General features: G+C 30.8%; 13 protein-coding genes and 1 pseudogene. 8 read left to right on the plus strand and 6 right to left on the minus strand.

The features are described 5' to 3' along the window. The first annotated feature begins 78 nt into the window (after positions 1–78). The 7 genes from AJN56_RS00485 (at position 79) to AJN56_RS00515 (ending at position 5,240) form a co-directional block, all read left to right on the plus strand. The gene (locus tag AJN56_RS00485; protein ID WP_002851668.1) at positions 79–774 is read left to right on the plus strand and encodes a Bax inhibitor-1/YccA family protein; all 696 of its coding nucleotides are present in this window, start codon (positions 79–81) and stop codon (positions 772–774) included. A gap of 103 nt (positions 775–877) precedes the next feature. Then, entirely contained in the window at positions 878–1,249 is a 372-nt protein-coding gene (secG, locus tag AJN56_RS00490) for a preprotein translocase subunit SecG (protein ID WP_002851915.1), read from the plus strand. Positions 1,250–1,258: 9 nt separating this feature from the next. Beyond that, on the plus strand, positions 1,259–1,822 hold the full coding sequence (gene frr, locus AJN56_RS00495) for a ribosome recycling factor (protein WP_079254178.1): 564 nt from the start codon (positions 1,259–1,261) through the stop codon (positions 1,820–1,822). A 2-nt stretch (positions 1,823–1,824) separates the two neighbouring features. Beyond that, a complete protein-coding gene (gene pyrE / locus AJN56_RS00500; RefSeq protein WP_002869259.1) occupies positions 1,825–2,433 on the plus strand; it encodes an orotate phosphoribosyltransferase in 609 nt (202 codons plus the stop codon). After that, complete coding sequence (locus tag AJN56_RS00505) at positions 2,434–2,844, plus strand: RDD family protein (protein WP_002854288.1); 411 nt, start codon at positions 2,434–2,436, stop codon at positions 2,842–2,844. It begins immediately after the preceding gene. A gap of 13 nt (positions 2,845–2,857) precedes the next feature. Next, the gene (locus tag AJN56_RS00510; protein WP_002851758.1) at positions 2,858–3,880 is read left to right on the plus strand and encodes a ribonucleotide-diphosphate reductase subunit beta; all 1,023 of its coding nucleotides are present in this window, start codon (positions 2,858–2,860) and stop codon (positions 3,878–3,880) included. Then, positions 3,867–5,240, plus strand: a complete 1,374-nt coding sequence (locus AJN56_RS00515) for a nicotinate phosphoribosyltransferase (RefSeq protein ID WP_079264023.1) — start codon at positions 3,867–3,869, stop codon at positions 5,238–5,240. Before AJN56_RS00510 ends, AJN56_RS00515 begins: the two co-directional genes overlap by 14 nt. On the opposite strand, the gene AJN56_RS00520 is transcribed toward AJN56_RS00515, so the two are convergent. Then, the gene (locus AJN56_RS00520; RefSeq protein ID WP_002874919.1) at positions 5,209–5,757 is read right to left on the minus strand and encodes a gamma carbonic anhydrase family protein; all 549 of its coding nucleotides are present in this window, start codon (positions 5,755–5,757) and stop codon (positions 5,209–5,211) included. The two genes, AJN56_RS00515 and AJN56_RS00520, sit on opposite strands and share 32 nt — an antisense overlap. Before the next feature lie 88 nt (positions 5,758–5,845). Here AJN56_RS00520 and AJN56_RS00525 point away from each other — a divergent pair, with 88 nt between their 5' ends. Beyond that, on the plus strand, positions 5,846–6,475 hold the full coding sequence (locus AJN56_RS00525) for a protein-L-isoaspartate(D-aspartate) O-methyltransferase (protein ID WP_002851780.1): 630 nt from the start codon (positions 5,846–5,848) through the stop codon (positions 6,473–6,475). Positions 6,476–6,493: 18 nt separating this feature from the next. Here AJN56_RS00525 and AJN56_RS00530 read toward each other — a convergent pair whose 3' ends face one another. The 5 genes and pseudogenes from AJN56_RS00530 to vvfC form a co-directional block, all read right to left on the minus strand. Continuing rightward, positions 6,494–7,681 (minus strand): aspartate aminotransferase family protein, encoded by a 1,188-nt coding sequence (locus tag AJN56_RS00530; RefSeq protein WP_079264847.1) that lies wholly within the window; start codon positions 7,679–7,681, stop codon positions 6,494–6,496. 3 nt (positions 7,682–7,684) lie between these two features. Continuing rightward, positions 7,685–8,530, minus strand: coding sequence for an acetylglutamate kinase (argB, locus tag AJN56_RS00535; RefSeq protein ID WP_079264846.1), 846 nt, complete (start codon positions 8,528–8,530; stop codon positions 7,685–7,687). 3 nt (positions 8,531–8,533) lie between these two features. Next, positions 8,534–8,980 carry a GNAT family N-acetyltransferase gene (locus AJN56_RS00540; RefSeq protein WP_002874914.1) on the minus strand — a complete coding sequence of 149 codons (447 nt, stop codon included), beginning with the start codon at positions 8,978–8,980 and terminating at the stop codon, positions 8,534–8,536. Positions 8,981–8,989: 9 nt separating this feature from the next. Further along, entirely contained in the window at positions 8,990–10,018 is a 1,029-nt protein-coding gene (argC, locus tag AJN56_RS00545) for an N-acetyl-gamma-glutamyl-phosphate reductase (RefSeq protein WP_002857251.1), read from the minus strand. Between the two features lie 81 nt (positions 10,019–10,099). Then, positions 10,100–13,558 (minus strand): annotated as a pseudogene (gene vvfC, locus AJN56_RS08800) (autotransporter serine protease VvfC). Between the last annotated feature and the right edge of the window lie 37 nt (positions 13,559–13,595).

Here is a 13,595-nt window from a genome sequence, read left to right on the forward strand (position 1 = left end):
TTAACTTTTTATTTAGTCTAATATGTTAGATTTCGCTCAAGATTTTAAAAAATCTAACAATTTTACAAGGAGAATTTTATGAGTCTTTATGATAGAGACTACTCAAGATCAAAAGAATTTGAAAATACACGCTCAAGCGAATTAAGTATTTTTATTAAACAAACTTATCAACTTTTTGCTGCTTCATTATTAGCTGCAACAGTAGGTGCGTATGTAGGAATTTTTGCTTTAGCATCATTTTTTATACAATCACAAGTAACTTTTTGGATCCTTTTTGCTGTTGAAATCGGACTTTTATTTGCTTTGCAATGGAAAAAAAGAGAGGCTCCATTAAATCTTGTTTTACTTTTTGGTTTTACTTTCTGCTCAGGTTTAACGCTTACACCTTTGCTTATTTCGGTTTTAGCTCTACCAGCTGGAGGAATTATCATCGCTCAAGCTTTTGCTTTAACAACAGTTGCTTTTGCAGGACTTAGTGTATTTGCTATGAATACAAAAAAAGATTTTACTGTTATGGGTAAAGCTTTATTTATAGTATTGATCGTTATTGTAGCAGCATCTTTACTAAACCTTTTCTTCCAAAGCAGTATAGTTAATCTAGCTATTTCAGCAGTAGCTGCAATATTATTTTCATTTTACATTCTTTATGATACGCAAAATATTATCCGCGGAAATTATGAAACTCCAATCGAAGGTGCAGTAGCACTTTATCTTGATTTTGTTAATCTTTTCGTATCTTTACTTAATATCTTAAGAAGCTTCAATAGCAGATAAGTTTTTGTGGGATTTTTCTCACAAAAACTTTTCAAGTTTCAAAACTTTTCAAGTTTTATTTAGTTAAAATAATCATTTAAAAATTAACTTTTAGGAATTTTCAATGATCACTCTTTTAATCATTTTACAATTTATCATCGTTGTAGTTATTTGTATAGCAGTTTTACTTCAAAAAAGTTCAAGTATAGGACTTGGAGCTTATAGTGGAAGCAATGAAAGTTTATTTGGTGCCAAAGGACCGGCTGGATTTTTGGCAAAATTTACCTTTGTCATGGGAATTTTACTTATTGCAAATACTATTGGTCTTGGTTATTTATACAATAAAGCTAGCAAGGACTCTTTAGCAGAGAAAATTAAAGTAGAAAACAACAACACTACTATTCCAAGTGCTCCTATTGTGCCTACTACCCCAAACACAAATTCTATCGCTCCAAGTGCACCACAACTTCCAAGCGATGTTAATTCAAGTAAATAATTAAAGGAAATGATAATGCTAAATGAAATTTTTAACAAACAAAAAACCCAAAGTGAAAAATCTTTAGAAGCCTTAAAAAAAGACTTTACCACTTTAAGAACTGGAAAAGTTAATATCCATATTTTAGATCATATTACAGTGGATTATTATGGAACTCAAACTCCTTTAAATCAAGTAGCAACTGTTTTAGCAAGTGATGCTTCAACTATTAGCATCACTCCTTGGGAAAAACCTTTACTAAAAACCATAGAAAGCGCTATTGCAGCTGCAAATATCGGTGTCAATCCAAACAATGACGGCGAAAGTGTAAAATTATTTTTCCCTCCGATGACTAGAGAGCAAAGAGAAGAAAACGTAAAGCAAGCTAAAGCTATGGGTGAAAAGGCAAAAGTTTCTATAAGAAATATACGCAAAGATGCCAACGATGCAGTTAAAAAACTAGAAAAAGATAAGGCAATAAGCGAAGATGAAGCAAAAAAAGCTTATGATGAAGTGCAAAAACTTACCGACACCTATACAACAAAAATTGATGAGAGTGTAAAAAGCAAAGAAAGTGAACTTTTAAAGGTTTAACGATGAATTTAGAGCAAATTTATAAAGATTGTGGTGCTTATTTAGAAGGGCATTTTTTACTAAGTTCAGGTAAACATTCGCAATTTTATCTTCAAAGTGCAAAAGTTTTAGAGGATCCAAAATTAGCAGCAAAACTTTGTAATGAACTTGCAAAGATTATTGCAAGCTATAAGATAGAATTTGACAGCATTTGTTCTCCTGCGTTAGGTGGAATTTTAGCAGGTTATGAGCTTGCAAGAGCTTGTAGCAAACGTTTTATCTTCACTGAAAGAGTAAATAAAGAAATGACTTTAAGACGTGGTTTTGAAGTAAAAAAGGGTGAAAAATTTATAATTTGTGAAGATATCATTACTACAGGTGGTAGTGCTTTAGAGAGTGCAAAAATCATTGAAAGTTTAGGTGGCATTGTTGTAGGTTTTGCAGCATTGGCAAATCGTGGTTTTTGTGCAGTAGAAAATTTAAAATCTCCAAGAAAAGATAATGCGAAATTACCTGAAAATTTACCACTCTTTACTCTAGGAAATTTTGAATTTGAAATTTATGATGAAACAAATTGCCCACTTTGTAAAAAAGGGAGTAAAGCTATAAAACCAGGAAGTCGTGGAAATTAAATGAAAACTAAAGCAAAAATTAGCTCTAGATGGCTAAGATTTAGAGCTTTGCTTATAGATATTTTTCTTATTTATGTTCCTATTTTGTATTTATTTTATTTTCTATTAGGCTCTAAAGAAGCTTTTTTAAACAACCATTTTATCACAACTTTATGTACTTTTTTATTTGGTTTGATTCAAGCTATTTTTTTAACAAAAAAGGCACAAAGTCCGGGTCTTAAAGCATATGATTTATATCTTATTGATATAAAAACGGGAAAGAAACTAAGTTTTCTTAGAATTTTACTAAGATATGTGATATTTATTATAAGTTTTGGCTTACTCTTTGGTTTATTTGTCAGTTTTGCAAGAAAAGATCGTTTAAATTTACACGATATTTTAACTCAAAGTTGTATAGTTACCAAAGCATAAAGAAAGGTTAAAAATGCAAAGAAAAAGAATTTACAATCCAAGCTCAAACGAAACTCTAGGAGATCGTAAAGTTTTTGATGGTAACCCACATGGAATTTTAAATTTCACTAAGGCAAAATATACTTGGGCTTTAAAACTTTGGGATTTAATGGAAGCAAATACTTGGTTTCCAAAAGAAGTGGATACAACTAAAGATGCACTTGATTATCGCTGTAATTTAACTGCAGGTGAAAAAAGAATGTATGATTTGGTTTGGAGTCAGCTTATTTCTATGGATAGTTTTCAAACCAATAATTTAGCAGACAATATCAACCCTTACATCACAGCTCCTGAAATCAATGCAGTTTTAGCACGCCAAGCTTATGAAGAGGCAAACCATTCAAAATCTTACGCTGTTATGGTAGAAGCGATTTGCGATAATACAGATTTGATTTATGAAATGGAAAAGCATGATGAAACTTTGCGTGAAAAAAATGACTTTATTTCAAGCATTTATGAAGAATTAGCAGGCGATGTAGATGATAATAAACTTCTTTTAGCTATGGTGGCAAATCAAATTTTAGAAGGAGTATATTTTTACAGTGGTTTTACTGCTATTTACGCACTTGCGCGTGCAGGAAAAATGCTAGGTTCAGCACAAATGATCCGCTTTATCCAAAGAGATGAAATCACACATCTTTTATTATTTCAAAATATGATCAATTCAGTACGCAAAGAAAGACCTGATTTATTCCATGATGAAAATATCAATAAAATTTATGATATGTTTAAAAAAGCTGGAGATCTTGAGATCAAATGGGGTAAATACATCACTCAAAATCAAATCATGGGCTTTACTGATGATATCATAGAAGAATATATCCATTATCTTGTAGATCAAAGATTAAGTGCGATCAATTTAGATAAGTTATATAATGCAAAACATCCTATTAAATGGGTAGATGATTTTTCAAAATTTAACGATCAAAAGAGCAATTTCTTTGAAAGTAAAGTAACGAATTATTCTAAGGGTAGTATAAGCTTTGATGACTTCTAAAACTTCTTTAGCCTTACTTTGTGATTTTTATGAATTTACAATGTCTCAAGGCTATTTCAAAAACAATAAAAAAGATCAAATTTGTTATTTTGATATATTTTTTAGAAAAATTCCAGATTCAGGTTCTTTTGCTATTTTTGCAGGTCTTGAAGATATTTTAGACTTTGTTGAAAATTTGAGTTTTGATACAGAAGATATAGAATTTTTAAGAAAACAAGGTATTTTTGATACAAAATTTTTAGATTTTTTAGCTAACTTTAAATTTAAGGGTGAAATTTATGCTATGCGTGAAGGAGAAGTGATTTTTCCAAACGAACCTTTACTTTGCGTTAAAGCTACAACCATAGAAGCACAGCTTTTAGAAACTTTTTTACTTTTAAGTTTAAACCACCAAAGCCTTATTGCTACCAAAACCAATCGTATCGTGCGTGCAGCTAAAGACAGTAAAATTTTAGAATTTGGTTCACGCAGAGCACAAGGAAGTGAAGCAGCCTTAAAAGGAGCAAGAGCAGCTTTTATAGGAGGTTGCATAGGAAGTGCTTGTACTTTAGCAGGAAAAATTTATAATATCCCTATCAATGGAACTATGGCACATTCTTGGGTGCAAATGTTTGAAAATGAACTTGAAGCTTTTAAAGCTTATGTGAAAATTTATCCAAAAAATCCTGTTTTTTTGATTGATACTTATGATTGTCTAAATAGCGGACTTAAAAATGCGATTAAAGTTTTTAAAGAATTTGGTATTCAAGAAGGCGGCGTGAGAATAGATTCTGGAAATTTACTTAAGTTGAGTTTGAAAATCAGACAAGAACTTGATCAAGCAGGACTTCAAAAATGTAAAATCATAGTTTCTAACGCACTTGATGAATGGAGCATTAAAAAACTCAAAGAACAAAATGCACCTATTGATATCTTTGGTGTAGGTGAAAGATTGATCACTGCTTCAAGTGACCCTATTTTTAGTTGCGTTTATAAACTCGCAGCCTTAGAAGATCAAGGCATAAAACCTAAAATCAAAATCAGCGAAAATAACGAAAAATCAACCCTACCTCATTTTAAAAAGCTTTTTAGGGTTTATGATAAAAACACGCAAAAAATCCTTTTTGATGAACTTTATGTTTTTGACGAAAACCCAAATCAAGATGAAAATTTAGAACGCAAAGAACTTTTAAAATTAGTCTACAAAGAAAAAAGACTTCTTAAAAAGTCATCTTTAAATACTATTCAAGATTATACAAAAGAGCAAATTTCAAAACTCGATGAGAATTTTTTAGATCTTGATCGTTTTGTGAAATTTGAAGTAAAACTCTCGCCTAAACTTCAAAATATCACTGAAGATCTTTTAAAAACTCGTTTTTAAAATCCACATAATTTAAAGCGGATTGTTTTAGAAAGTTTATTTCTTCATTATTTAATTCACGCACAAATTTTGCAGGATTTCCAAGTATCAAAGAGCGTGGCGGAAATTTTTTACCCTTTGTTACAACGCTTCCAGCACCCACTATGCTATCTTCTTCTATCAAAGCATTATCCATGATAACAGCATTCATTCCGATTAAAACACGATTTTTTATCACACAAGCATGGATAACGCAATTATGTCCTATAGTTACATCATCTCCTATTATTGTAGGAAAACCAGCATCTTTTAACTTTCCTTTTTCATCAAATTCCCTATGCCAAACATGAACTGTGCTAAGATCTTGAATATTGGTTCTTTTGCCAATTTTTATAAAATTAACATCGGCTCTTAAAACACAATTAAACCAAATACTACTTTCATCTCCTATTTCTATTTCTCCTATGATTTTAGCGCCCTCTGCAACAAAAACATTTTGACCTAGTTTGGGACTATGATTTTTAAATTTTATAAGCATTTTTTTCCTTTTTATTTAAGTATAGCTAAGTTTAACTCTATTTCAACTTTTTTAGTTACAATTTTTATTTAAATTTATAGGAGAAGTAATGAACGCATTTGAACAAAAAAGATGTCAAAATATGGCTGAAGAAATTGCACAAAAAGTTTTTATCAATGAAGAACTTTTTAATGCTTTTTGTCAAATTCCACGTGAAATTTTTTCTCCTTTAAAAGCCCATGCTTATCGCCTTGATGCTTTGCCTTTAGCAAATTCTCAATGGATTAGTTCACCTTTAACTGTAGCTAAAATGACTATGGCTTTAGATTTTAAAAATGCTGATAGTATTTTAGAGATAGGTTGTGGAAGTGGCTATCAAGCTGCGATTTTAAGCAAAGTCATAAGGCGTGTTTTTACCATAGAACGCATAGAAAATTTAGCCAAAAAAGCCGCTCAAACTTTCAGAGAATTAGAACTTTTTAATATCAATGTAAAATTTGATGATGGACAAAATGGCTGGAAAAATTATGCTCCTTATGATAGGATTTTATTTTCTGCTTATGCGACACAAATTCCTGAAATTTTACTTGATCAATTAAGCGATGACGGTATTTTAGTCGCTCCTATTTTACACAATGGCAAACAATTCATCACACGCCTTAGAAAAAATGGCACAAATTTACAAAAAGAAATTTTAGAAGAATGTTTATTTGTGCCTATAGTAGATGGAAAAGAATAAATTTTTTTACAAAATTTATTAAAAACTCTTTAGAGCCTTTCTTAACTTTTCACTCATTTCATCAATATGTTCTTTTTGTAAAATCAAAGGAGGTAAAAATCTCAAATCATTCTCCCCGCAACTTATTAATAAAAGTGCATTTTCTTGACATTTTTGAATGACCTTAGCTACTTTTACACTTTTATCAAGACTCAGCCCTTGCATAAACCCTAAGCCTTTGCGTTTTTTACAAAAATCAAATTCATTTATCAACTCATCTAAACTTTGCTCTAAATAAGGCGTGAGTTTATTGACATTTTCTAAAATTTTTTCTTCTTTAAAAATTTCAAAAACTGCATTCACTCCTGCACAAACTAAAGGATTTCCACCATAAGTACTACCATGATCGCCTGCTTCTAAAGAATTGCTTGCTACCTTTTGATTTATTACAAAAGCACCCACACTAAGCCCACAACCTAAGGCCTTAGCTGAAGTCATGATATCAGGCAAAATTTGTGCGTGCTCATAGGCAAAAAATTTTCCACTTCTACCCATGCCACATTGAATTTCATCAGCAATTAATAATATATCTTTTTCATCGCAAAGCTTTCTTAAGGCTTTGTAAAAATCTTTATTTGCAGGATTTATCCCACCTTCTCCTTGCACGCTTTCTAAGATAATAGCGCAAGTTTTTTCATTCACCAATGTTTCAACGCTTGAAATATCATTATATTTTGCAAATTTAACCCCTGAAATTAAAGGTTTAAAAGGCTTTTGATATTTTTCATTAGCAGTAAGCGATAAAGCCCCTAAAGTACGCCCATGAAAAGAATGCTTAAAAGCGATAAATTGTCCACCCTTAATACCTTTGTTAAAGGCGTATTTTCTAGCTGTTTTCATCGCTCCTTCTATACTTTCTGTACCAGAATTTGTAAAAAAAACACGCTCTAAAGCACTAGCTTTGGCTAAATTTTTAGCTGCAGCGGCTATGTTTTCATTATAATATAAATTGCTAGTATGTAAAAGTTTATCCACTTGAGCTTTGATTTTAGCATTAAATTTAGCATGATTATATCCTAAAGCACAAACACCTATACCACTTGAAAAATCAAGATATTTTTTAGCCTTATCATCAAAAAGATAAACCCCCTGCCCTTTTTCTAAAACTATATCAAAACGCTTATAAGTAGGGACAATATGACTTTGTTCTTTATAATCCATTTTCATCCTTTAACCCACCAAAGTGCCTATACCTTCATCAGTAAAAAACTCAAGCAATAAAGAATGCTTCACGCGTCCATCTAAAATATGCACCTTTTTGACTCCATTTTCACAAGCATCAATACAGGATTTTAATTTTACATACATACCGCCTTCTATTTTAGGAGCTAAAATTTTAGCTTGTTCAAGGCTAATTTTAGAAATCAAAGAATTTTTATCACTAAAATCCTCATAAAGTCCTGCAGTATCAGTTAAAAAAGCAAGTTTTTCAGCCCTTAAAGCCTTGGCGATCGCACAAGCTACGTCATCAGCGTTAATATTATAAGTATTAAAATCCTCATCCATGCCAATAGGAGCAATGATAGGTAAAAAATCTTTCTCTAAAAGCTCTTCTAAAATTTTCGAATTTACCTTTTGTATCGTGCCAACAAAAGCTAAATTTTCATCTTTTTTCACACATTCTAAAAGCGCGCCATCTTTACCACAAAGCCCTATGGCTTTAACTCCTAAATTTTGCAAACTATGGACTAAATTTTTATTGATATGATTTAAAACCATGCTGGCCACTTCAATAGTGGCTTTATCACTAACCCTAAGACCGTTTTTAAACTCACTCTTTACGCCTAATTTTTCACACATAGCAGAAATATCTTTTCCCCCACCATGTACAATAATAGGCTTTAAACCCACGAGTTTTAAAAGAGCTATATCTTGCATCACACAATGCTTTAGCTCTTCATTTTCCATAGCTGATCCGCCGTATTTTATAAGTATAATCTTAGAATTAAATTTGCGTATATAAGGCAAAGCTTCGATTAAGACATTAGCTTTTTCTAAATATTTTTGCATGATCATTCCTTAAGCATTAAAGCTAGTTTGATTATACTCATTTAAAGAAAGATCGTAATAATTCGCATCCTCTCTTAAAGTAAAACCATAATGTTTCCAAAACTCATTGCCTAAATCATTGTTTTTAAAAGCGATTAAGGCGATTTTATTAATCTTTTGAGCTTTTAAAGCCTCAAGACAAAATTTAGTCATCTCGTGTGCTATACCCTTTTTTCTATGATCTTTATGTACACATACATGATAAAATCCTCCTATGCGTCCATCATGCCCGCAAAGTATACTTCCTACAATTTCTTCATCAACCACTGCTACAACGCTAAGATTTGGGTTTCTATCTAAAAAATTTTCTATATTTTCTTTGCTATCATCAATGCTTCTTATCCCAAAGCCTTTTATCTCACACCAAAGCTTATAAACGGCTTCATAATCGCTTTTTTGCATAGCTCGTATTAACATTTTTATCCTTTACAAATTTGCAAAGAATTTAAGTCCTTCATCTTCATCAAAATCAAACATTAAATTCATATTTTGAACAGCTTGTCCTGCTGCACCTTTGATTAAATTATCAATAGCACCGAGCACAATAACACGCTTTGTGCGTTGATCTACACTAAAATTTATATCCGCAAAATTGCTTGATTTAACCCACCGAGTCTGCGGAAGCGACTGCGGCGGTAAAAGCCTTATGAATTTATTGTTTTGATAGTATTTTGTATAAATATCGCGTATATCTTGTTCTTGCAAATCCTCTTTTAAATTTGCATAAGCACTGATTAAAATTCCTCTTTGCATAGACACAAGATGAGGGGTAAATTGTAGAGTGATTTTCTTTTTGGCTGCATAGCTTAAATGCTCTTCAATTTCAGGAGTATGGCGATGCAAAGCTAAATTATAAGCTTTGATATTTTCATTAACTTCACAAAAAAGATTTTCCACCTTTGCACTTCTTCCTGCTCCACTTACTCCACTTTTTGCATCAATAATAACTGAGCTAAAATCAATGATCTTTTCTTTAAAAAGCGGATAAAGACTTAAGATAGAACAAGTGGTATAACAACCTGGATTTGCCACTAAACTTGCTTTTTTTATCTCTTCTTTATAAAGCTCACAAAGTCCATAAACCGCATTTTGCAAAAGCTCTTGATTAGGATGAGTGAATTTATACCAAAGCTCATAATCTTTAGGATTTTTAAGACGAAAATCCGCACTTAAATCAATGATTTTCATCTTTTTTAATAAATTCTCATTTAAAAGTTTAGCACTAAATTCATGCGGAGTAGCCAAAAACAAAAGATCAAGTTCAAGTTCATCTAAATTTTTATTTTCAAAACATAAATTTAAAGGGGTGTTAGGATAAAGATCTTGATAATTTTGCCCCACGCTAGAACTCGAACCCAAATAAGAAATTTCAACCTTGGGATGATTAAGCAAAATGCGAACAAGTTCATTTCCCGCATAACCACTCGCTCCTAAAATCCCAACTTTTATTTTCATCTTTATCCTTTAAATGTAAAAGCAAGTATTATAAACAAAAAAGCTTAAAATAAAAAATACAATTTTTAAATTATTTTTTATTTAAAAACTATATCTTAAATTAGCATTTGCACTCCAATCTACATTTAAATCGCCAAAAAATGTCTTTTCAAATTCAAAACTAAAGCGTGTTTTATCGTTAAGCTTATAATCATTTCCTAAATTTATAAACATTCTTTGATCTTTTTTCCTTCATATCTTCTCTGACTTGCTTGATCCTCCAAGATTTGATCTCCTGCTTTAATCGGATCCGCATACAAACCAAGTCCTGTTCTAAAATTTAAATTTTAATTTTGACTTCCTATGAAAAATGCTGTTTTTACGACTAAAGGAATATAAGAAAATCGTTTTAAACTAGCAATATCTCCTTTTAGATCCATAGCTCCTACATAACCACTGATAAATTCCAAACTCGGCTCAAGATAAAATTTATCATAAGCTTTTCTATAACCTAACTCAGCACTTAAGATAATATTATGCGAACCATCATTATCATCTAATCTACCTTGATTTCCTGGAATAAAATTTGCATTTATTTCATTTTGATAATAAATATATCTAAAACAAAATCACTATAAAAACCTTACTCCACTGTAAAGCTCGAAATTCGAATACTCGTTTAATTTATCATGTCCGCTTTGAATTTCAAAGTATTTTCCACTATTATACTCATCACTCGTACCCCATCCAAAAGTTCTTAACCATACACCACTTTCATAAGGATTATTGCGTAATTCCCCCATTCTTTTATGCATATTATCCCACTCCTATCATGGAGCCTAAAATAGCTTGAGCAAGTATAGATTTAGTTTTTACAATAGCTTGAGTATTATCATTAGTAAAAAAATATTCATCTTTAATCTTAGAATCAATTTTTTCTAAATTCCACTCTGGGCAAAATTTTCTTCATTATGAGAAAAAACAACATTTGGGGTATACGTACTAAAACCTTGCTCACATTTGGCATAGTAAAAAATTCCTTTGTTAAATGTTTATTTTCATCTTTTAAATGAGCTAGTAAGATATTTAAACCCGCTTTTTACTAGGATTATTAAGAAAAATTAATACTAAAGTATTATTTACTCCTTGTGTGCTTTCCTTAGAATTAATATAATCTGCTTTAGAATTTTCAAAATCCGCATTGATTTTAAATATTGTATTATTTGCACTTAATTTTTTTGCATCAACTTTCCTATAAATAGCACTTTTTTCTACTTGAAGATTGCTCATTTATATATGAGACTCAAGCAAAGAATCTTTAATCGCAAGATTTTTTTTGCGTATCATTGATACCTTTGATATTACCACTAAAAAATGTGTTTTGCAAAGTAACATCAGAATGATCAAGATTTAAATTTACACTAAAATAAACCTTTTCTATCTTAGCATTTTGGGTATTTTAAAGCTTTTGCTCAAAAGCCATTTCTTTGCCAACTCCTGTTTATACAACATCTCCATAAGAATAATCATCAGTCTTATCAATAATATTTTCCCCATCTTTTTCATCGATCCACAAATTTTTACTTCCAAGCTCTATTTTGGAATTTTTAGCATTAAGGTTTTCTACTTTTAAGCTTACATTACGCCCTAAATAAAACTCGCTTTTTTTCTAAATTAAGCTCTTTTAAAACAAAAACCCTATCTTCCCAATCTTCTTGTGTAAAACTTACAGGCTTAGTTAAAGCACTTAAACCATGTTCTTGAAGTTTTTTAGCTTGTTCTTTGCTTACATAAGCGTGTATTCTAGCATGTCCTTGAAAATTTAACTTGGCATTTTCTGTCCTAAAAACACCTTCTTTATTGTAAATATTACCATCAAAAATCAAAGCTTTATCTGTATTAGCACTAATTGTTATGGCCTCATCTGAAAAATATTGCCATGATAAAGATAATTTTGCTTGTTTTCTAAATTTAAATTTGCCCCTGCTTTAGAGCTTGTGATAAAAACATTATTAGAGTTAGCTTTAATTTGATCAAATTTTAATGTTAAGCCCGATAGATCCAAAGTTCCACCATTCATATAAATTTCGCCAAAACTTCAACCTTCACCCTCAAGACTTACCTTGGTCCTCACCCATTCTAAGTCCTGTATCCACACTTTGACTTTTGACAACAAGCTCTCCTTCACCCATTTTATAAAGAAAATCATCTTTTTTGGTTTTAACATTATATTCTACCTTGAACCCTTATCAGCATAAATTCCGCCATGTATAAGCCATTTATCGCCTGTTATTTGCCAATTTGAATTTTTATCAAATTTAAAACACTAGCGCCTAAATCCACATCGCTATTTAAATTTATACTTCCATTTTGAGAAAAATACAAATCCTTGCTATTTTGCATTTCTTCAATTCTCTTATCACAATTATTTTTATCATCAAAAGAATTTTTATAGCTTACATAACCCACATTAGTCTTAGAAATCAAACTTACATTTTCTATTTTTTTACCATCTTTCACCAAACCATCGCTACTAAGTGTATAAGTTCCAGATCCTATGGCTACTTTATGAGCATTTTAAAATTCATTGATCTTTACTTGATTGATCAAAGCATAATCAACCTGTAAACAAGTATATCCATAGTAAAATGGACATTACAATTACTCGTACTTACCACACCCACTAAATACCATTTTTATCCATCTTATCATAAACACTCCACTTCCAGAATCCCAGGATATTAAAGAACTTGTAAAAGAATTTCTTTTATCATTGGTATAATTAAGAAATTGCAACTTAAAACGCTTATCTTCAGTATTTTTAGGAGTTAAACTGACAAAACCTCCTAAATTGATTTCATTAGAATCAAAAATCTTAATGGGTACTTTATTTGTATCTTCAAAACCTAAAGCTACAATACCACTTCCCTCTCTTGCAAAGTACTCATAACGCGAACTATCAAAAAGCTTGCCTTTACCTTTTGAATAATCACATTTTCCACTTTGACAACTATCCCAAAATGGATCCTTGTATTCATAAATATCTCCACCATCGCCAGAATTTTTTTCAATAAGATTTAAATCTTTACTCAAATTTGCACTTTTATTGAGACTAATCTTACTCATTTTTAAAACAGCAAAATCCACATTTTCTTTTTTATAAGTAAAATTATCACTTGAGCTTACGATTCTATTTGCTACCCCTCCAAAGTGTAAAACACTACCTTGTTTCACATAGCCTTTATTTACTTCCCAGTATTTAAACTTGTACTCATATGAGAAGCGCTGACTATATAAGATTGTCCTATATTGGTAAATTCTCCTTGGAATTTTCCTCCACGATTTGAAGTAGAAAAATCAATCATAGGCACATTAAAAGAGATATTTTGACTAGGATTTTTTGCTAAAATTTCAAAGCCACTTTAACCTACTTGAAATTTGCCTTTATTACTGGCAAAATCAAGATATTCTTGAAAATAACTTTGGATCAATAGCTGAAGCAAAAAGATAGTTAGAAAAACCAAATGCCATTAATGTACAAAAAGATAATTTTAGTTTCATAAATCCCTCCTTTTTATAAATATAATTTTAGCACAAA

Source organism: Campylobacter sp. BCW_4319 (assembly GCF_001764435.1).
Taxonomy (GTDB): domain Bacteria; phylum Campylobacterota; class Campylobacteria; order Campylobacterales; family Campylobacteraceae; genus Campylobacter_D; species Campylobacter_D jejuni.